Origin of the sequence: Mesorhizobium sp. M1329, assembly GCF_040318035.1 — a bacterium.
Classification (GTDB): domain Bacteria; phylum Pseudomonadota; class Alphaproteobacteria; order Rhizobiales; family Rhizobiaceae; genus Mesorhizobium.
In genome coordinates this window covers 17,781-36,910 of record NZ_JAMYLN010000046.1, presented here as the reverse complement: position 1 = coordinate 36,910, position 19,130 = coordinate 17,781, and the positions used below count along the sequence as shown (strand labels likewise).

The following is a 19,130-nucleotide window of genomic DNA, read 5'->3' as shown; positions in this document are numbered from 1 at the left end:
GGCGGGCCGGGCGCGCCGTGGTCTTCGGGGGGGTCGGGTCTCGGGGGGGGGGGGGCGGGTTTTTAAACTAAAACAAACGCTCAAACCCCTGGGGCCCCCCGGTTTCTCCGCCGGGCCCCCCTTTTCAATCGTGAATGACCAAGCCAGGCTTGGCCGACTGCAACGCGGTCAAATTATGCGGCCCGCGCTGCCGGCCGCTTGCCGCCGAAGCGGCGCTTGTTATTGCCCTTGAAGGGCTTGGCGCCTTCCGGCTTGCGCTCGCCTGCAAAGGCCGGCTTGTCGCCGAACCGCTTCTTGCCGAATCCGTTGTTTGCGCCGCCGGGCCGCCTGCCGTCGCGGCGGCCATTGTGGTCGTTGCGATCATTGGCCGGTTCGAAGCTGCGCTCGTTCTTCTCGGCGGGATTGCGCTGCGGATCGGGGCTGCCGAGATGGTCGGCAACGATCGGCAGCTTGGTGCGGATGATGCGCTCGACCTGACGCAGCTTGCTGTTTTCAGACGGGTCGCAGAGTGTGACGGCGATGCCGTCCATGCCGTTGCGGCCGGTGCGGCCGATGCGGTGGACATAGCTCTCCGCCTCGTCCGGCAGGTCGAAATTCACCACATGGCTGATGCCGGGCACGTCGATGCCGCGCGCCGCAATGTCGGTCGCCACGAGAATGCGCACCGAACCTTCGCGGAAATCGTTGAGCGCCTTCTGGCGGGCGTTCTGCGATTTGTTACCGTGGATGACGGCGGCCTTGAAGCCGTCGCGCTCGAGATCCTTGGTCACCCTGTCGGCGCCATGCTTGGTGCGCGAAAAGATGATGACGGACTTCATCGCCTCGTCGGCAAGCATGTTGGCCAGCACCTGGCGCTTCTGCTTGGTACGGGCAAAGACGACGCCCTGCACGATCTCGGCGGCCGCGGTGCTGTGAGGAGCGACTTCGACGCGAATCGGGTTCTTCAGCAGGCCTTTCGCCAGTTCGGCGATTTCGGCCGGCATGGTTGCCGAGAACAGCACCGTCTGACGGTCCGGCGCCGTCGCCCTGGCTATGCGCTTGACGTCGTTGATGAAGCCCATGTCGAGCATGCGGTCGCCTTCATCCAGCACCAGCCATTTGGTGTCGGCAAGCACGAGGTCGCCTTCACGCACCAGGTCGGTCAACCGGCCGGGGGTTGCGATCAGGATGTCGACGCCGGGCGCAACCTTCTTCACCTGGCTGAAGCGCGAGACGCCGCCAAGTACGAGCGCGGTCGAGACATGCGCGCCCTTGGCAAGCAGCTTGATCATCTCCTCGATCTGCACGGCGAGTTCGCGAGTCGGCGCCAGGATCAGTGCGCGGGCCGTCTTTGGCCGGCGCTTGGTGCCAAGTGCGATGATCTTCGACAGGATCGGCAGCGCGAACGCCGCGGTCTTGCCTGAGCCGGTCTGCGCGATGCCGAAAATGTCGCGGCCTTCGAGCTGCGGCGGGATCGCCTGGGCCTGGATCGGCTTCGGATCGGTAAAGCCGGCGGCATTGGTGGCCTTGAGCAGTGCGCCGGTAATTCCAAGTGCGGCGAAACCGTTCAGTTCCCCAGTGTCCTTACCGGTCCCAGTGTCCTTACCGGTCAAAGTGTTTTCATTGGTCAAAATATTCTTCTTTCATGCGGCTCCTGGCCGCAAACATCAATGGCGGCAGGGCGCAACCTGCCGTCGAAAATTGTCATGAAACGACAAGGCGGGCGGACGTTATCGTCCACACGGCTGCGCTGTCGTGCCCGCAGGCATCATGCCACGGGGCTTTTTCGCCACCTTGCCGATCTGTCGGGAAGAGGGAAAACAGACGCAACCAGTCTCATTCGTCGAGAAGGCCGGATTATCCCGGCCCAAGCGCCTATGCCGCCGCATATGGCCCAGTTCCCATCGAAATGCAAGGGGCCCGATGCTGCAGCGCAGCAAAAGCCATGAGGAAGCGGCGCTTGCGCTCTCTCGCGGGCATGATTACCACAATCCAGCTTTCCGTTTCGGGGACCGGTCATGAAGGACGTGCTGAAGGAACTCGAGCGCCGCCGCGAGATCGCCCGCATGGGCGGCGGCCAGGCCCGCATCGACGCCCAGCACAAGAAGGGCAAGCTGACCGCCCGCGAACGCATAGACGTTTTTCTCGACGAGGGCTCGTTCGAGGAGTTCGATATGTTTGTCGAGCACCGCTCGACCGACTTCGGCATGGAGAAGACCAAGATCGCCGGCGATGGCGTCGTCACCGGCTGGGGCACCGTCAATGGCCGGCCAGTGTACCTCTTTGCAAAGGACTTTACCGTGTTCGGCGGCTCGCTGTCCGAGGCCCATGCCGAAAAGGTGGTCAAGGTGCAGGAGATGGCGCTCCGCAACCGCGCGCCGATCATCGGCCTTTACGACGCCGGCGGCGCCCGCATCCAGGAAGGCGTGGCGGCGCTCGGCGGCTATGCCGAGATCTTCCAGCGCAATGTTCTAGCCTCCGGCGTCATCCCGCAGATTTCGCTGATCATGGGCCCTTGTGCCGGCGGCGACGTCTATTCGCCGGCGATGACCGACTTCATCTTCATGGTTCGCGACACCTCCTACATGTTCGTCACCGGGCCGGATGTGGTGAAGACCGTCACCAACGAGACGGTCACCGCCGAAAGCCTCGGCGGCGCTTCCGTCCACACGACGAAGTCCTCGATCGCCGACGGAGCCTACGACAATGACGTCGAGGCATTGCTACAGATGCGCCGGCTGGTCGATCTGCTGCCCGCCTCCAACACGGCGGAAATTCCCGAGATCGAATGCTACCAGTCCGTCACCGATCACGATCTGTCGCTCGACAGGCTGATCCCCGACAATGCCAACAAACCCTACGACATCAAAGAGTTGATCCTTAAAGTTGCCGACGAGGGTGACTTCTTCGAAATCCAGCAAAATTTTGCGAAAAACATCGTCACCGGCTTCGGCCGTATCGAGGGCCGCACCGTCGGCTTCGTCGCCAACCAGCCGATGGTGCTGGCCGGCGTGCTCGATTCGGATGCCAGCCGCAAGGCGGCGCGTTTCGTGCGCTTCTGCGACTGCTTCTCGATCCCGATCGTCACCTTCGTCGACGTGCCGGGCTTCCTGCCAGGCACCGCGCAGGAATATGGCGGGTTGATCAAGCACGGCGCCAAGCTTCTGTTCGCCTATGCCGAAGCGACCGTGCCAAAGATCACCGTCATCACCAGAAAGGCCTATGGCGGCGCCTATGACGTCATGGCGTCAAAGCATCTGCGAGGCGACATGAACTATGCCTGGCCGACGGCGCAGATTGCGGTGATGGGCGCCAGGGGCGCAGTCGAGATCATCTATCGCAAGGATATCGGCGACGCAGAGAAAATTGCAGCGCACACAAAAGCTTACGAGGATCGCTTCCTGTCACCCTTCGTTGCCGCCGAGCGCGGCTATGTCGACGAGGTGATCATGCCGCATTCGACCCGCCGCCGCATCGCCCGCGCGCTCAGGATGCTGCGCAACAAGGATATGCAAAACCCCTGGAAGAAGCACGATAATATTCCGCTGTGAGGGTTGATGTCGCGCCTGGTCCTCTATGTGGGAGCGCGTTTCGGCAGGTTTGCCATCCTGCTCTTTGCTCTGCCGCTGTTCTGCCCAATAGTCTTATGGTTCTGGTTGCTCGACCGGCATCCGCTCGCCATGATCGCAGCTGGCGTTGTTGCAATCCCGGCCGCGATGCTGGCCATCGTTCTGTTGATCGGGACATTGTTCGCCGGTTTTCGACCCAGCAAGGTGGACGGGATTACTCGGGAATCAGCCCCGAAATTGTGGGCTGTCTGGGAGAGTGTTGCCGGCAAACACCGCGCCAGCCGGACGACGATCGTGCTGAGCGACGATCTCAACGCTAGCATCGGTGAAGAGCGGCCGTTTCTGGGCCTGCTTGGTCGCAGGGCAATTCTCACCGTGGGCCTGCCGCTGCTCGCAGCGACCGACAAAAAGGGGTTTTCGGCGATCTTGGCCCATGAGGACGCCCATCTGAAAAATAAAGATACAAATGGCGGGCTCAACCTGGCCGAACTCGAAAAGAGCTTCGATCTAATCTTCGACTTCGCCCCACCGGGAAAAACCGTTTCGGGCAGCCTGTTCTACTGGATGCTTGGCCCGCTGTCGCGCACGCTGGAGCGCGAAGAAGTACGGTTGTCGCGGCGGGCGGAAATTGACGCTGATCGTCATGCAGCGATGTCCGGCGATGCACATGAAACGGCGCGCGCCCTGCTACTGATCGGTGCTGCCAGTGCGTTCTTCGATGAGCAAGTGTATATTCCGCTTAAACGTGAACTGCTTGGCACCATGGTACCGCCTCGTCCACCACTTGAAAGAGTTCTGGAGGCCGCCAGTCACCTGTCGAGGCTTCCCATCCTGCAAGAATATGCGCAAAAGGCCTGGGACGCGCCAGATAACGAAAGCGCGGATCATCCGCCCTGGTCCGAACGTTTGACTGCTCTTGGATTTAGCTCGGCTCCAAAGATAGAACCAGTTCTGGTTTCTGCCTTGTCGAGCCTACTGAGCGATGAGGTGGTAGCCGAACATGTCCGCCATTTCGACGGCGAATGGGCATCGAACATCGCCGACTATCTCGATCGATAGCTATCGACCTGGAACTACAGCGGCTAATGCCCAGTCGGCGGCCTACTCCTCTTCCGCCGCGCCGAACCCGGCCCCACTCGTCGCGCGGACAGCGCCCGACCATGGCGTGGCGTGATTGTCGATGCGCATCTGGAAGATAAAATAAGTCGGCGAGCAGAAGCCGATGCCCTTCACCTTGCCGATACCGGGTGTATCGGGCGGCAGCGACTGGCACATGTAATCCTCGCGGCAGAAATGGTCGGCCGAGCAGGCAGGACGATTGCCGCGGTTGAGGGCGCCGCCGAGGCACTGCTCGAAATTATTGGTCGCCACGCAGGTGTCGAATTTCTTGCCGCCAACCAGCCCGCAAATCTCGTTCGGCATCGGCTTGCCCGTCTTGAAGGCGGCAAAGCTGCGATCCCGGTCGTCGCAGCCGCGATAGGCAATACCCGCCGGCACACCGATCTTCGGCGGTCGGCAGGTATAGGCGGCGCGCGAAATGCTTGGCGCGAACGCCGCGAACTGACCGGTGATGGTATACCGGTCATTGAAAGGCTGTGCCGGGTTGCTGGCGATGGATCCCGTTAAACAGGGGTGGCCGGAAAACATGTTCTCGCTGTCCTTGGGCAGCAGGCATTGCGCCAGCTTGGTGCGCACGCCGGACGCGGTCGCCAGCTGCGTGCAGACGGTGCCGCCGCCGCACTGCCAGATCGCGCCGAAGCGGGCCGCATCGTCCGGCATGAAGCACGGCATCGCCATTTCGGCCGGCGAATAGGCGATTTCGCCGGCGTCGTTCCATGTCGCCGGCGGCGCGAAGGACAGCGGGCGGAAACGGTTCGGTTCCCTGCCGTCGGCAGTCGCGTGCAGCCAGGCGACGCGGCGCGGGATGTCGGCGTGGAGGTGCGGTGAGATGCCGACCTCGATGCGGTTGAGCGGCGAGGTCGTCTTGTCATCCAGGCCGATGAAATGGAAGCCGGCGGTCGAGCCCGCCTGGTGGCAACCCTGGCAGGCGCCGTTGTCCAGTCGCTCGACCAGCGCCTCCGGCGTGCGCACCAGCTTCAGCGCAGAGAAATCGACACCAGGGAAATCCGCGGACTGGAACAGTGGCGTGAACAGGTGGTTGGCCTGCCTCGCACTGCCGAAGGTCGACCAAGAGATGGCCTTCCTTGCCAGGAATTCGTCGGGAATTTGGTAGACGCCGAGATCGACCGCCGCGACATTGGTGCGGACATAGTCGGCAAGTCTTCCTTTCAGGGCAGCGTCTTCGGTGAGACGAGCTGTGTCGGGCGTGTTTTCCAGCGGCTTTTCGCTGACGGCCGCTCCGTTGATACCGAAAATTCGCATGAGATAGGCAGCCTGCCCGCCGAATTCGGTCTCCTGGCCGGAGGGGAAGCGCACCACTTGCGCATTGAGCTCGAGCTGCTTGAAGGTGAGCGCCGCTCTTTCCAGCGGCCCGCCGATCAGCCAGCCGGCATCGACGCTCTCGTCGAGTTGTGGTGCCCAGCGTCCGGCGACGCCGACACAACCGCCATCGGCATCCGGCGCGGCATTGTAGACGGCACTGAAATTGAACGGCAGGCGCGAGGCCAAAACCTTGCCGTTCTTCTTGAAGCTGTAGGCGAGGCGATAGATGAAGCGCACTTCGCCGCAACTCCCGTCGCCTTTCAGCGCGGCGAAGTCGCGCCGGTCGAGCCGGTTGACCACGCCGACGAGGCGGAAGCGTGCGGCCTCGGTCCTCAGCCAGCGCATGTCCATGACGCGGCCGACATTGCCGTCGGTCACCTCGTAAAGCGGCCGGCCGCCGGCCTTCATCTCGGCCCGCAACGCCGCGACGTCGCTTGCAACCGTTTCGACGATCGCGTGGTAGGCCGGAGCCTTCTCATAAAGCGTCTTCAAATCGCCCTTGCCATCGGCGCCGAAAATGCCGGCGAAGCCAAAGCCCTTGGCATCGAGAGCAGCAAGGATCGCTGGATCATCGACGATGGTCACCGGCTGCTCAGCTGCATTCGCCGACAGTGTCGCCAAAGCGGCCATGACGAGCGTGGTGAAAAGGAGTGCAATGCGTCTCATCGAAGGTCCGGCTGGCTTTCGATCAATTCCCGCAGCACTGGCACCAGAGCCGACGGTAGATCCTCGGCGATCAAGCCGGGCCCGAAACGACGGCCGGCCTCGGCGTGGATCCAGACCGCCGCGCAGGCCGCCTGGAAGGCCGCCATGCCTTGCGCCAGCAATCCGGCCGCGATCCCCGACAGAACATCACCTGAGCCAGCCGTGGCTAGCCACGGCGCACCGTTGGCATTGATCGCGGCCCTGCCGTCGGGTGCCGCGATCACGGTGTCGGCACCCTTGTAGACGATGACTGCATTCGCAAGCTTGGAAGCCACTCGCGCTTTGGTCAGTTTGGAGCTTTTCTTGTCGCTGGCGATGTCCGGAAACAATCGGCCAAACTCTCCTTCGTGCGGCGTCATAATTAATGGTGGCGCTCCGACACGGCCTGCCGCCTCGAATAACATTGCAGGCTCGTCGCGAAACGCGGTGATACCATCGGCGTCGAGCACAATGCCACCCAAATCGATTCTGCGTTGCCTGTCATAAAGACTGTCTTGTGCTAGCAACCGCAAGGTAAAGTCGCGGGCCTTGTCGCCAATGCCAAATCCGGGGCCGAGCACATATGCCGATGGCCGGCGCTCGCTTACGAACTCGTCGATATCTGCAATTGTGTCGGTCTTGCGCAACATGATCGACGTCAAATGCGCGGCGTTCACCTGCATGGCACTCCCTGGCGAAAGGACGGTCGCTGCCCCCGCCCCAATCCGAGTTGCAGCCAGAGCTGACAGCCGCGCGGCCCCAGTGGACCTCGGCCCGCCAGAAAAGACAGCAACATGGCCACGCTTGTATTTATGCGAATCGACAGCCGTTCTCGGGAAGTACCATCGCAGCCAAAGTTCCGGTGTGTTCTCGAACGCCGTGACCTTGAGCTGATCGATGATCCCATCCGGAATGCCGATATCGGCGACGATGATCTCGCCGCACACGCTGCGCCCCGGCATTAGAAGATGGCCGGGCTTTTTTCGCACGAAAGTCACCGTCACAGCGGCGGCGAAATACCCACTCATCTGCCCAGTCTCGCCCGATACGCCCGAGGGCAAATCGATCGACACGACTGGCACTTGCTCCGCTCCGCTAATCCCAGAAGCAGCCTGAGCGTAAGGAGAAAGGTTCTTCGAGAGTCCGGCCCCATAAAGCGCGTCGACGACAACCTCGCCTGCCGTAGGATGAAAATCATTCAGATGGTTCACCGGCAGGTTGCAGGCCTCGGAAGCCAGCGCCGCGTCGCTTCCGGGTTTTTGCTTGCCTTCCGCCCAAACCGCTACATTGAGGCCCGCCTCGGCCAGCAGCTGCGCCACGACATAACCATCGCCGCCATTGTTGCCGGGGCCGCACAGGACATGGACGCGCCTCGCTTGGGGATAGCGGGCCAGGACCACGGCAGCAACCGCTTCGCCGGCGCGCCGCATGAGGCCGAAGCCATCGAGTGGCCCGGCCGCGATCGCCAGCCGATCGGCCTCGGCCATCTCCGCCGGAGACAAAAGTTCGTTGCTCATGGAATATCAGGCGACATGCACATCATCTGCCGAAGCATTGTCCAGTTTTTGATCCGACGCAAACTACGAAGGTTGTGAAACACATTGGCAATGCCCGGAGCGGCGAGTCGCAGGTCCACAGCTGCCCATGAAATATCCGATCTGCCCATTTTTTGTGCGGACGACGGGGCCAGCGGTGTGTAGGCTCGCGGCGTTCATGGCGCATCCGACGCAGGGAATGACGCGAATGCACATTCCCGCGCAGCATGGTATCCAAATCATGTGAGCCCACCCGGCACCCCATCAATTGGCACAGTTCGTGCTTGATTGAGGCGCAAGCGGGGCTCACAACCCGTCTTTTTTGGCAGTGGAGGCCACTTTTACATGAAAAAGATCGAAGCGATCATCAAGCCGTTCAAGCTAGACGAAGTGAAGGAAGCGCTTCAGGAGGCCGGACTGCAAGGCATCACCGTTACCGAGGCCAAAGGGTTTGGCCGCCAGAAGGGCCATACCGAGCTTTATCGCGGCGCCGAATATGTCGTCGACTTCCTGCCGAAGGTAAAAATCGAAGTCGTGCTCGGCGACGATGCGGTCGAAGCCGCGATCGAAGCCATCCGCAAGGCGGCCCAGACCGGCCGTATCGGCGACGGCAAGATCTTCGTCTCGAACATCGAGGAAGTGGTGCGCATCCGCACCGGCGAAACCGGCATGGACGCCGTCTGAATTTTCCCGTTAAAAGGCCACGTTCAAACGTCATCACATAGGGAAGCAGGGACATGACGACAGCCAAAGACATCATGAAGCAGATCAAAGACAACGACGTGAAGTTCGTTGATCTGCGCTTCACCGATCCGAAGGGCAAACTGCAGCACGTTACGATGGATGTCGTCGAGGTCGAGGAAGACATGTTTGCCGATGGCGTCATGTTCGACGGTTCCTCGATCGCCGGCTGGAAGGCAATCAACGAGTCCGACATGGTGCTGATGCCAGATGCGGATACGGTGCATATGGACCCGTTCTTCGCCCAGTCGACCATGGTCATCCTGTGCGACATTCTCGATCCGATCTCGGGAGAATCCTACAACCGCGACCCGCGCGGCACCGCCAAGAAGGCCGAGGCCTACATGAAGGCCGAAGGCATCGGCGACCAGATCTTCGTCGGTCCTGAAGCCGAGTTCTTTGTGTTCGACGACGTCAAGTACAAGGCCGATCCCTACAACACCGGCTTCAGGCTGGATTCCACCGAACTGCCGTCCAATGACGACACCGACTACGAGACCGGCAATCTCGGTCACCGGCCGCGCATCAAGGGCGGCTATTTCCCGGTGCCGCCGATCGATTCGGCACAGGACATGCGCTCGGAAATGCTCACCGTGCTCGCAGAAATGGGCGTGCGCGTTGAAAAGCACCACCACGAAGTGGCCGCCGCCCAGCACGAGCTCGGCATCAAGTTCGACACGCTGGTCCGCAACGCCGACAAGATGCTGATCTACAAATATGTCGTGCACCAGGTCGCCAACGCGTACGGCAAGACGGCCACTTTCATGCCGAAGCCGGTGTTCGGCGACAACGGCTCGGGCATGCACGTCCACCAGTCGATCTGGAAGGAAGGCAAGCCGACTTTCGCGGGCAACGAATATGCCGGGCTGTCCGAGAGCTGCCTGTTCTACATCGGTGGTATCATCAAACATGCCAAGGCGATCAACGCCTTCACCAACCCGCTGACCAATTCCTACAAGCGCCTGGTGCCGGGCTATGAAGCGCCGGTGCTGCTCGCCTATTCGGCACGCAACCGCTCGGCATCGTGCCGCATTCCGTTCGGCTCGTCGCCGAAATCCAAGCGCGTCGAGGTCCGCTTCCCCGATCCCGGCGCGAACCCCTATCTTGCCTTCGCCGCCATGCTGATGGCCGGCCTCGACGGCATCAAGAACAAGATCCACCCGGGACAGCCGATGGACAAGGATCTCTACGACCTGCCGCCGAAGGAATTGAAGAAGATCCCGACCGTCTGCGGCTCGCTGCGCGAAGCCCTGCAGAGCCTCGATAAGGACCGCGGCTTCCTTAAGGCCGGCGGCGTTTTCGACGACGACCAGATCGACAGCTATATCGAGCTCAAGATGGCCGAGGTGATGCGCTTCGAAATGACCCCACATCCGGTCGAGTACGATATGTATTACTCGGTGTGATCCGGAACCTTATAGTCACATAGAAAAACCCCGGCGGAGACGCCGGGGTTTTTTCTATGCGATGGCGATGGGAAAGAAGCTCACGGCGCAGACACCCGAGGTCCGCGCCGTGAACGCATTCTCAAGCCGCGGCCGAAACCTCGGCGCTGGTCGGGACGGAGGCGATCGTCTTCAATATCTGCGAGGCGATCTGGTAGGGGTCGCCCTGCGAGTTCGGACGGCGATCCTCGAGATAGCCCTTGTAGCCGTTGTTGATGAAGGAATGCGGCACGCGGATCGAAGCGCCGCGGTCGGCGATGCCGTAGCTGAACCTGTTCCACGGCGCGGTCTCGTGCTTGCCGGTCAAACGCTTGTCGTTGTCCGGCCCATAGACGGCGATGTGATCCATCAGGTTTTTGTCGAAGGCTGCCATCAGCGCCTCGAAATAGCCCTTGCCGCCGACTTCGCGCATATAGGCGGTCGAGAAGTTGGCATGCATGCCGGAGCCGTTCCAATCGGTGTCGCCGAGCGGCTTGCAGTGATATTCGATGTCGATGCCGTACTTCTCGGTCAGGCGCTGCAACAGATAGCGCGCCATCCACATCTGGTCGGCGGCTTTCTTGGAGCCCTTGCCGAAGATCTGGAATTCCCACTGGCCTTTGGCCACCTCGGCGTTGATGCCTTCATGGTTGATGCCGGCGGCAAGGCAAAGGTCGAGATGCTCCTCGACGATCTGCCTGGCGACGGAGCCGACATTGCTGTAGCCGACGCCGGTGTAGTACGGGCCTTGCGGCGCCGGATAGCCACTCTCGGGGAAGCCGAGCGGACGGCCGTCCTTGTAGAAGAAATATTCCTGCTCGAAGCCGAACCAGGCGCCCTCGTCGTCGAGAATGGTGGCGCGCTTGTTGGACGCATGCGGCGTCACGCCGTCCGGCATCATGACCTCACACATGACGAGCGCGCCATTGGTGCGGGCGGGATCCGGATAGACGGCGACCGGCTTCAAAACGCAGTCGGAGCTGTGGCCCTCGGCCTGCATGGTCGAAGAACCGTCGAAGCCCCACAGCGGAAGCTGGTCGAGTGTCGGAAACTCGGCATAGTCCTTGACCTGCGTCTTTCCGCGAAGATTGGGAACCGGGGTGTATCCATCGAGCCAAATGTACTCGAGCTTGTATTTCGTCATTCTAGCCTCTCGTTGCTTGATCACCGAACCCTGGATGGCGCCGGGGCGAGCCGGCCTATCCAGCAGCCGACCTGCCGAATTAATAAAATGCAATTCGTGTGCCATTCTGGCTGGCGAACGGTGCGGCAAAAGTGAGGTCGCATCGGCGCAAAATTGCTGGGCAGCTGCAATGGTGCGCCCGGATCGCTCACAAGCATAGTTTGCATAAATAATGTGCATCTACTGATCTTTTTATAATCATGTTGCCTAATTCGATTGCGGAACCTATCTTGAGGGAAGGTTGAATCGGCAAGGTTGTGCCGAAGAAAGGAAACCGACAATGGAAATCACTTCCACTCGTCAGTCGGCCAAAATCCTGATGTTCCCGGTGGCAGCGCGCGCGTCTGCCTCAAATTTAAGCGGAAAGGCTAAGTTCGCGGCAGAACTTGCTTCGTTGCGCAACCGCACGGATTTCGGAAGTGCCTGGTATCATGAAGCAGCGATCGAGGAAGCGAACCAGGATCGGAAGAGCTAAGCCCTTGCCTTCCATGCACTCGATAATTTGAAAAAGCCCGGCGCGATCACTCGCGCCGGGCTTTGCTTTGAACCGGGACAGGCCGGCTACTGCTTGGTGTGCAGGTCCGTTCCGAGCGTATCCCTGACAAAGATCATGCCGATGATCAGCGACATCGCCGCGATCACCACTGGGTACCAGAGACCGTAGTAGATATCGCCCTTGTAGGCGCTGAGCGCGAACACCGTCGCCGGCAGCAGCCCGCCGAACCAGCCATTGCCGATGTGATAGGGCAGCGACATGCCGGTGTAGCGGATGCGGGTCGGGAACATCTCGACCAAGATCGCGGCAATCGGCCCGTAGACCATCGTCACGAAGACGACGAGGATGAACAGGATGGCAATCGTCATCGGCCAGTTGACCGCCGCCGGGTCGGCAAACATGGCGAAAGGCCCGCCGCCCGGTATGGTGTAGACGGTGACTTCGGGAGCTCCCGCAGCCTCATCGGCAGTCAGCAGCTTGTCTTTGATCGCCTGCTCGGTCGGAACCGTCGCCTTGTCTCCGGCGCGAATGGCCGTCGCATCGAGCTTCAGCTCGGGATTGGCCGCAATGAACGCCTCGAGCTTCTGGTCCGGCACCTTGGCCGCTGCCCGCTTCAGCGGATAGCCGCCGTCCTGAAGCGCCGTGTTTACCGCCTTGGCGAAAACAGCGTCCTTGGCCTTGGCTTGATCGCCGGCTGCAGTCGCGTCATACGATTCAACCGTCTCATTGCCGATTTTGACCGACGCAGCACTGCCGGGCGCTGCCGTGGCCACAACGTCATAAGGTACCGAGTTCTTGGTCAGAAACGAGGTGGCGATATCGCAGGACGTGGTGAACTTCGCCGTGCCCACCGGGTTGAACTGGAACTTGCAGTCTCCCGGTGCCGCGGTCACCGTCGCACGGGTGTTCTGCTGCGCGGTGGCGAGCGCCGGGTTGGCTGCCCAGGTCAGCGCCTTGAACAACGGGAATGTGCAGACGATCGCCAGTGCAAGGCCAGCCATGATAATCGGCTTGCGGCCGATCTTGTCGGAGAGCCAGCCGAACACGACGAAGAAGATCGAGCCAACAGCCAGAGCAATCGCGATCATGATGTTGACCGATTGCGGATCGACCTTGAGCACGTTCTGCAAGAAGAACAGCGCGTAGAACTGGCCATTGTACCAAACGACGGCCTGACCGGCTGTGAGGCCGAGCAGCGCCAGCAGCGCGATCTTGGCGTTCTTCCACTGACCGAAGGCTTCTGACAGCGGCGCCTTGGAGCCTTTGCCTTCGTCCTTCATGCGCTGGAAGGTCGGCGATTCAGAAAGCGACAGCCGGATCCAGATCGAAATGCCGAGGAGGAGGAAGGAAACGATGAACGGAATGCGCCAGCCCCAGGCGGCATAGGTTTCCTTGGTCATCGACCCCTGGACGATTAGGATGACGATCAGCGACAGGAACAGGCCGAGCGTTGCCGTCGTCTGTATCCACGACGTGTAGTAGCCGCGGCGATCGTCGGGTGCATGTTCGGCGACATAGGTGGCGGCACCGCCATACTCGCCACCGAGCGCCAGGCCTTGCAACATGCGCAAGATGATCAGGATCACGGGAGCGGCGATGCCCAAAGTCGCATAGCCAGGCAGCAAGCCGACCAGGAAGGTCGACAGGCCCATGATCGTCATGGTGACAAGGAAGGTGTATTTACGGCCGACAAGGTCGCCGATGCGGCCGAACAGCAATGCGCCGAACGGACGCACGAGGAAGCCAGCAGCGAAAGCCAGCAGCGCGAAGATATTGCGCGTCGCTTCCGGGATGGTTGGGCTGAAAAAAGTCGAACCAATGAACACTGCCAGCGAGCCGTAGAGATAAAAATCGTACCATTCAAAAACGGTGCCGAGCGAGGAAGCGAAGATGACCTTCTTCTCCTCGCGCGTCATGCCGCGGCTTGTTTTGCCGGCGGTCGATGCCATTGCCATGAGCGTATCCTCCCGTGTGATTCCGTCAGCCCTCGATGCTGCGGGTCATCGTCCGCGTTTCCTCGCAACGCAGACTCAGTGCAGCCACCGGTGCAAAAAATGACAGAAAGCGCCGTCCAGAGGCAGACCGTCTTTGGGATTATGACTTTGGTCTAATGTGCAGTGCGAAATAGAAACGACGGTGCCGTCAGCCTTTGAGAGCTTCGAGCAGCTTGACCGCCGCCATCATGTCGCGGTTGCGGGCCGCTCGGCGCGCGACGGCCTCGGCATCATGGCCCCATTGCTCGGCCTGCCAGTCCTCGTCGACATGACCGGCAGCCCAGGCCGCCTCGCCGCCGAGCTCGCCGAAGTCGACGGCCAGCGCCAGCAGCGCCGATCCGGTCAGCGACGTCATGACGTGGATGGCGGCAAGGCGCAGCGGATCGGCACGTTGGGCAAGATGCTGGCCAAGCAGCGCGATACTCTCGCGCGGCTGTTCGACATGGATCACGCCTTCGGCAAGATGGAACCGGGCGCCGAGCGCGCTGCGCACCCAGTCGATGACCGGATCCCAATGCTCGTTCTGCCGGTCGACCAGCCCTTGGGGCGTATCGGCGCGGTAGCAGAGCAGATCGGATGAGGCGAAGCGCAGGATGTCCTCCAGCACCGCCTGGGGATCACTGGCGACGCCATCGATTGCCGTATTGACCAGACGCATCACCGGCATCGTCACCGGGTCGATGGTCTCCTCCTGTGCGGCGAATTCCTCGGCAACGAGAGCAGCCGCTTTTTCGGTCGGCAGCGCCAGCAGCGCCTTGGCCGGCGTGCGGACCGGCTTGCCATCGAGATGGACGGCAAAACCGTCTTCGACCGGTGCTACCGCGACGATCTTGTAGAAGCGCTTCGGCAGCGGCGTCTTCATCTGGATCTGGGCGCGACGCACCGGGTCCGGATCAGAGAGCTGTTTTCCAGCTTCGAGGTCGTTCAATATATCGCGCATGCTCATCCGGGGCTTTGTTTTCGGGCCGGCCGGTTGACGATGATGAGTCCGGCGGCGATCAGGGCGAGTGCCAGGAAGATACGAACGGTCAGCGGCTCGTTCAAGAACACGGCGCCGCACAGCACACCAAACACCGGCGACAGGAAGGTGAAGCTCGACAGTCCAGATGCCGGGTAGCGCCGCAGCAGCCAGAACCATAGCACATAGGTGAACGCGACAACGTAGACGGCCTGGAACAGCAGAGCCAAGGTTGGCAGAAGGGCAAAGCTGCGGACGGGCGGTCCGGCAAAAGGCATCACCAAAATGCCGACGACGGCGGCCCCGGCCAGTTGATAGAGCAGCAGCTTTTCGGCGCTGGCCGTCACCAGCTTCGACCGCTTGATGACGATATTGGTCACGGCCCACAGAGTGCCGGCGCCGAGACTGAGCAAATCGCCGCTCAATGTTGCGCCGCCATTGGCGCTCAGTTTGTCGGAAAACACCGCGACCAGTCCGGCGAAAGCGAGCAGAAGACCAACGAGCTTGCGTGCCGTGATGCTTTCGCCCAGCAGGAAATGGCCGCCCACCAGCATCCAGAAGGGCATGGTGTTGACCAGCAAGGTGTTGCGCACAACGGTAGTGTGCTCGAGCCCGACATAGAGAAACAGGAACTCGAGACCGAAAAGCGCGCCCGCCAGAATGCCGGCGACGAGGGTCTTGTCGGGCGTGAACAGCGCAATGCCGCGCCAGCGGCACCAGCCGAAAACACACAGGCCGCCGATCATCGAGCGGGCGATGGACAGGAAAACAGGGTCGTAGCCCGCATACGAGATCTTGGCAGCGACGTAGTTGAGCCCCCAGGAAAACGTCAGCCCGACCATGATGGCGGCTGCCGCCAGATCGACCGCGTCACGGCGGTCGAGGGTTTCTGTGGCGACGCCCACCAGCGCTAGTCCTCGGCACTCTGCTCGTCAAAGCCGAGCAGGTTCCAGCTCTGACGCATGTGCGGCGGCATCGGTGCGGTGACGTCGACAAAGCCCTTATCGGGATGCGGGATGATAATGCGGCGCGCGTGCAGATGCAGGCGGTTCTGCATGCCGCCTGGAAAATCCCAATTGGTGTCGGCCTCGAAATATTTGGGGTCGCCGATGATCGGGCAACCGATATGGGCGGCATGGACGCGGAGCTGATGGGTGCGTCCGGTATAGGGTTCCATCTCCAGCCAGGACAGGGTCTGCGCCGCCTGCTCGACGATGCGGTAATAGGACACGGCGTGGTCGGCGCCCTTTTCGCCATGCTTGGCGATGCGCACGCGATCGCCGTCGGGCGTCGGTTCCTTGATCAGCCAGGTCGAGATCTTGTCCTCGCGCTTCGGCGGCACACCCTTGACCAGCGCCCAGTAGGTTTTCTTCGTCTCACGCGCCCGGAACGCTTCGGCGAGCTTCATGGCGGCGAGCCTTGTACGAGCGACAACCAGCACACCCGACGTGTCGCGGTCGAGCCGGTGCACCAGACGCGGCTTCTCGCCCTTCTGGTTGCGCCAGGCTTCGAGCATGTCGTCGACGTTGCGGGTGACCCCAGAGCCGCCCTGGACCGCCAGGCCGGCCGGCTTGTTGAAGACGAAGACCTTCGGGTCCTCATGGATCAGCATCTTGGCCAAAACGTCGGCGTCGCCCTGGTTGCGGATCGAATGACCGGTGAGCGGGCTTTCGCCTTTCTTGTCGACTTCGAGCGGCGGCACTCGGACGGTCTGGCCGGCTTCGACGCGGGTATCGGCCTTCACCCTGCCGCCGTCGACGCGGATCTGGCCGGAGCGCAGCAGCTTCTGCAGATGACCGAAACCGAGACCGGGGAAATGGCTCTTGAACCAGCGGTCGAGACGCATGCCCGCCTCGCCGGCGTCCACTGTGATCTGTTCAACGCCTGCCATGATTCCAATCGCCGTTTCGCAGGCATGCAACGGCATTCGCCGGCACCCGCAATCTCACTCGGTTATTCGTTGTCGGTTCCATATTGCAGAACCTGAACTTTCTCCAGCGTAATCAAACCACTTGTCATGATTGTTTCAAGCACGGGCAGGAAAGCGGCCAATTTTTCCTCGTCATCGACGATCTCGATGACGAGTGGCAGATCCTCCGACAGCCGGAGGATCTTCGTGGTGTGAAGCCGGCTGGAATGGCCGAACCCCATCGCGCCGCGCAGGACGGTCGCGCCGGCGATCTGCATTTCGCGGGCCCTCAGCACGATGACCTCATACAGCGGACGGCCATCTGCCTTGTCGTTTTCGCCGATAAATATGCGCAGCAATTGTGCCTGTGTCGGTATCTTCATTGCCTGGACCCTCTCAGCCGGTTGAGGCGAACTGCAAAGATGTGGCCAAGCCAGACGGCGGCAAGCCAGGCCACCACGGAGATCGCGATATTGAGTCCCGCCGCCACAAGCCTCCCGCCTTGCGCGAGGGTGAGTGTTTCAAGGCTGAAAGCGGAGAAGGTCGTCAGGCCGCCACAGAAGCCGGCCATGAAGAATTGACGCTGCAGCGGATCGGCGAAGACGCGACCATCCGGTCCCGTCAATGTCGCGTAGAAGCCGATGAGGAATGAGCCGACGATGTTCACGAGGAGCGTGCCGAAGGGAAATCCAGTGCCCCACAAGGCGGTGCTCGCCAATGAGGCAAGCGCCCGCAGCACGCCGCCGATCATGCTGCCTGCGGCCACGGTCGCATAGAGCCGAACCGTCTGGTTCCTTCTGCGCCAGCCAATGAGGTGCGCCGCATGCCTCGCCATCCCGTCGGGGCGGAGCTTCCGCGGGCCGCTCACGGCGCGCCGCTGCCAGTCAGAAGACTTCCCGCGGCAAAGCCCAGCGTCACGCCGCCGAGGCTCAGGAAAACCGAAAGCAGCACATTTCCGCCGGCGCGCAGCCATTCGCCGTCGCGCGCCAGCGCCAGCGTCTGCAGGCTGAAGGAGGAGACCGTGGTGTAGCAGCCGAGGCCGCCGGTGACGGTAAAGGCCCAGATGGCGGGCATGCCGTCGCGCGCCACCGCATGCGCAACGACACCGATTGCAAACGCTCCCGAGACGTTGACGGCCATCGTGCCCCAGGGAAAGGTCTCGCCGACCCGGCGGGCGACGAAGCCGGACAGGAAGAAGCGGGCCATTGCACCGATCGCGCCACCAAGGCAGACAAGCAACAGATGATACATCGTGCTTCCTCGCGCCGGTCACACCACGGTGTCAGGCGGCTCCGGCCTTCTTCGGCTTGCTGGAGCCGATCATCTTCCAGTTCTTGTAGAACATGGTATTGATGCGCTCGACGCTGACCGAAACGATGGCGAGAAGAGCGGCGATCAGGCCGGGGAATGGCGATGGCCGGATGATGTCCATGAACACGCAGTAGCGGCGCCCATCATATTCGTTGACCGAGCGGTGCAGCAGCGTGTCGTCGAAAATATAGAGCGGATTGTCGTGCCAGTAGTTCCTGGCGTTGTTGCACTCGACGAAAACCTCGCCCTTCACCGGGAGAAGATTGTAGAGAATGCGCAGGCTGAGCCGCAGCGGTCCGAAATGCCAGGAGGTCGATTCCTTGCCCCTGAACACCGACACGGCGATGGTCTTGATATATTTGAAATCCTTGTTGAATTCGGCGACGTTGTCGATCTTGTGCTTGCCGTACCACTGATAGACATACATGCCGCGCCGGCCGCTGCCGAAATTGGCGTCGATATCGGCGATGATCTCGTCCTTGCGCGCTTTGAAGACGTCCAGAACCTCGTTGACCTCACGCTCATAGTCCGGAGGAAACTGGTCCAGTTTCCAGACACCGCGGTTTCTGTAGCACAGCAGATCGACCAGCAGATTGAAGGGCGAAAGCAGCCAGGTGAAGATGCCGTTGCCGAGGAAATAACCAGTGAACAGGGCCCAGTTCTTGTTGTCGTTGCGCAACACGTCGACCAGGCCGAGGACAATGAAAATTGTCGTCAGGATGGGAATGAAATAGAAGCCGAGCGCCAGCAGCGGGATCGCTATGGCGAACTTCCGAAGGGTCTTGCGAGATTTTTTTGTCATTTTTCCACGCGCCAGGCGCGATTCCGTTCTGAATATCGTCGGTACGTTTCTGGCCTGTCCGCCGGCCGAAGGCGCATCTTGATAGGGTTTTTTATCCCGCCAG

The 19,130-nt window shown here is 61.3% G+C and carries 17 protein-coding genes; 5 read left to right on the top strand and 12 right to left on the bottom strand.

What is annotated here, in order from left to right:
* Nucleotides 1-173: 173 nt before the first annotated feature.
* Nucleotides 174-1,610, bottom strand: coding sequence for a DEAD/DEAH box helicase (locus NKH21_RS30145; protein ID WP_352670755.1), 1,437 nt, complete (start codon nucleotides 1,608-1,610; stop codon nucleotides 174-176).
* Nucleotides 1,611-1,997: 387 nt separating this feature from the next.
* On the opposite strand from NKH21_RS30145, the gene NKH21_RS30140 reads away from it, so the two are divergent.
* Nucleotides 1,998-3,530 (top strand): acyl-CoA carboxylase subunit beta, encoded by a 1,533-nt coding sequence (locus NKH21_RS30140; RefSeq protein ID WP_352670757.1) that lies wholly within the window; start codon nucleotides 1,998-2,000, stop codon nucleotides 3,528-3,530.
* Between the two features lie 6 nt (nucleotides 3,531-3,536).
* Nucleotides 3,537-4,607: a M48 family metallopeptidase gene (locus NKH21_RS30135; RefSeq protein WP_352670760.1), complete on the top strand. Its 1,071-nt coding sequence runs from the start codon at nucleotides 3,537-3,539 to the stop codon at nucleotides 4,605-4,607.
* Nucleotides 4,608-4,649: 42 nt separating this feature from the next.
* Here NKH21_RS30135 and NKH21_RS30130 read toward each other — a convergent pair whose 3' ends face one another.
* Entirely contained in the window at nucleotides 4,650-6,656 is a 2,007-nt protein-coding gene (locus NKH21_RS30130) for a hypothetical protein (RefSeq protein ID WP_352869465.1), read from the bottom strand.
* Nucleotides 6,653-8,191: an NAD(P)H-hydrate dehydratase gene (locus NKH21_RS30125; protein WP_352670765.1), complete on the bottom strand. Its 1,539-nt coding sequence runs from the start codon at nucleotides 8,189-8,191 to the stop codon at nucleotides 6,653-6,655. The genes NKH21_RS30130 and NKH21_RS30125 overlap by 4 nt, the downstream gene beginning before the upstream one ends.
* Before the next feature lie 363 nt (nucleotides 8,192-8,554).
* Here NKH21_RS30125 and NKH21_RS30120 point away from each other — a divergent pair, with 363 nt between their 5' ends.
* On the top strand, nucleotides 8,555-8,893 hold the full coding sequence (locus NKH21_RS30120; protein ID WP_019857988.1) for a P-II family nitrogen regulator: 339 nt from the start codon (nucleotides 8,555-8,557) through the stop codon (nucleotides 8,891-8,893).
* Nucleotides 8,894-8,946: 53 nt separating this feature from the next.
* Nucleotides 8,947-10,356 carry a type I glutamate--ammonia ligase gene (gene glnA, locus NKH21_RS30115; protein ID WP_254817166.1) on the top strand — a complete coding sequence of 470 codons (1,410 nt, stop codon included), beginning with the start codon at nucleotides 8,947-8,949 and terminating at the stop codon, nucleotides 10,354-10,356.
* Nucleotides 10,357-10,477: 121 nt separating this feature from the next.
* On the opposite strand, the gene NKH21_RS30110 is transcribed toward glnA, so the two are convergent.
* Nucleotides 10,478-11,518, bottom strand: a complete 1,041-nt coding sequence (locus NKH21_RS30110) for a glutamine synthetase beta-grasp domain-containing protein (protein WP_254817165.1) — start codon at nucleotides 11,516-11,518, stop codon at nucleotides 10,478-10,480.
* Between the two features lie 319 nt (nucleotides 11,519-11,837).
* Between NKH21_RS30110 and NKH21_RS30105 the strand changes: the two genes are divergently transcribed.
* Nucleotides 11,838-12,032, top strand: a complete 195-nt coding sequence (locus tag NKH21_RS30105) for a DUF2735 domain-containing protein (protein ID WP_352451032.1) — start codon at nucleotides 11,838-11,840, stop codon at nucleotides 12,030-12,032.
* Nucleotides 12,033-12,118: 86 nt separating this feature from the next.
* On the opposite strand, the gene NKH21_RS30100 is transcribed toward NKH21_RS30105, so the two are convergent.
* The 8 genes from NKH21_RS30100 to NKH21_RS30065 form a co-directional block, all read right to left on the bottom strand.
* Nucleotides 12,119-14,008: an MFS transporter gene (locus tag NKH21_RS30100; protein WP_352670769.1), complete on the bottom strand. Its 1,890-nt coding sequence runs from the start codon at nucleotides 14,006-14,008 to the stop codon at nucleotides 12,119-12,121.
* 187 nt (nucleotides 14,009-14,195) lie between these two features.
* Nucleotides 14,196-14,987: an ATP12 family chaperone protein gene (locus NKH21_RS30095; RefSeq protein ID WP_352670772.1), complete on the bottom strand. Its 792-nt coding sequence runs from the start codon at nucleotides 14,985-14,987 to the stop codon at nucleotides 14,196-14,198.
* Between the two features lie 2 nt (nucleotides 14,988-14,989).
* Complete coding sequence (locus NKH21_RS30090; RefSeq protein WP_502911925.1) at nucleotides 14,990-15,847, bottom strand: DMT family transporter; 858 nt, start codon at nucleotides 15,845-15,847, stop codon at nucleotides 14,990-14,992.
* Between the two features lie 68 nt (nucleotides 15,848-15,915).
* Nucleotides 15,916-16,896, bottom strand: coding sequence for an RluA family pseudouridine synthase (locus NKH21_RS30085; RefSeq protein ID WP_352670778.1), 981 nt, complete (start codon nucleotides 16,894-16,896; stop codon nucleotides 15,916-15,918).
* A 62-nt stretch (nucleotides 16,897-16,958) separates the two neighbouring features.
* Nucleotides 16,959-17,297, bottom strand: a complete 339-nt coding sequence (locus NKH21_RS30080) for a DUF190 domain-containing protein (protein WP_254817158.1) — start codon at nucleotides 17,295-17,297, stop codon at nucleotides 16,959-16,961.
* The gene (gene crcB, locus NKH21_RS30075; RefSeq protein ID WP_352869468.1) at nucleotides 17,294-17,749 is read right to left on the bottom strand and encodes a fluoride efflux transporter CrcB; all 456 of its coding nucleotides are present in this window, start codon (nucleotides 17,747-17,749) and stop codon (nucleotides 17,294-17,296) included. Before crcB (NKH21_RS30075) ends, NKH21_RS30080 begins: the two co-directional genes overlap by 4 nt.
* A 29-nt stretch (nucleotides 17,750-17,778) precedes the next feature.
* On the bottom strand, nucleotides 17,779-18,165 hold the full coding sequence (crcB, locus tag NKH21_RS30070) for a fluoride efflux transporter CrcB (protein WP_352670783.1): 387 nt from the start codon (nucleotides 18,163-18,165) through the stop codon (nucleotides 17,779-17,781).
* 31 nt (nucleotides 18,166-18,196) lie between these two features.
* On the bottom strand, nucleotides 18,197-19,027 hold the full coding sequence (locus NKH21_RS30065; RefSeq protein ID WP_352670786.1) for an aspartyl/asparaginyl beta-hydroxylase domain-containing protein: 831 nt from the start codon (nucleotides 19,025-19,027) through the stop codon (nucleotides 18,197-18,199).
* Between the last annotated feature and the right edge of the window lie 103 nt (nucleotides 19,028-19,130).

Excerpts from the sequence above, each read along its gene's own strand:
- NKH21_RS30140 (WP_352670757.1), top strand. The coding sequence starts at position 1,998 with ATGAAGGACGTGCTGAAGGAACTCGAGCGCCGCCGCGAGATCGCCCGC.
- NKH21_RS30135 (WP_352670760.1), top strand. The coding sequence starts at position 3,537 with ATGTCGCGCCTGGTCCTCTATGTGGGAGCGCGTTTCGGCAGGTTTGCC.
- NKH21_RS30130 (WP_352869465.1), bottom strand. The coding sequence starts at position 6,656 with ATGAGACGCATTGCACTCCTTTTCACCACGCTCGTCATGGCCGCTTTG.
- NKH21_RS30125 (WP_352670765.1), bottom strand. The coding sequence starts at position 8,191 with ATGAGCAACGAACTTTTGTCTCCGGCGGAGATGGCCGAGGCCGATCGG.
- NKH21_RS30120 (WP_019857988.1), top strand. The coding sequence starts at position 8,555 with ATGAAAAAGATCGAAGCGATCATCAAGCCGTTCAAGCTAGACGAAGTG.
- glnA (WP_254817166.1), top strand. The coding sequence starts at position 8,947 with ATGACGACAGCCAAAGACATCATGAAGCAGATCAAAGACAACGACGTG.
- NKH21_RS30110 (WP_254817165.1), bottom strand. The coding sequence starts at position 11,518 with ATGACGAAATACAAGCTCGAGTACATTTGGCTCGATGGATACACCCCG.
- NKH21_RS30105 (WP_352451032.1), top strand. The coding sequence starts at position 11,838 with ATGGAAATCACTTCCACTCGTCAGTCGGCCAAAATCCTGATGTTCCCG.
- NKH21_RS30100 (WP_352670769.1), bottom strand. The coding sequence starts at position 14,008 with ATGGCAATGGCATCGACCGCCGGCAAAACAAGCCGCGGCATGACGCGC.
- NKH21_RS30095 (WP_352670772.1), bottom strand. The coding sequence starts at position 14,987 with ATGCGCGATATATTGAACGACCTCGAAGCTGGAAAACAGCTCTCTGAT.
- NKH21_RS30090 (WP_502911925.1), bottom strand. The coding sequence starts at position 15,847 with ATGGTCGGGCTGACGTTTTCCTGGGGGCTCAACTACGTCGCTGCCAAG.
- NKH21_RS30085 (WP_352670778.1), bottom strand. The coding sequence starts at position 16,896 with ATGGCAGGCGTTGAACAGATCACAGTGGACGCCGGCGAGGCGGGCATG.
- NKH21_RS30080 (WP_254817158.1), bottom strand. The coding sequence starts at position 17,297 with ATGAAGATACCGACACAGGCACAATTGCTGCGCATATTTATCGGCGAA.
- crcB (WP_352869468.1), bottom strand. The coding sequence starts at position 17,749 with ATGGCGAGGCATGCGGCGCACCTCATTGGCTGGCGCAGAAGGAACCAG.
- crcB (WP_352670783.1), bottom strand. The coding sequence starts at position 18,165 with ATGTATCATCTGTTGCTTGTCTGCCTTGGTGGCGCGATCGGTGCAATG.
- NKH21_RS30065 (WP_352670786.1), bottom strand. The coding sequence starts at position 19,027 with ATGACAAAAAAATCTCGCAAGACCCTTCGGAAGTTCGCCATAGCGATC.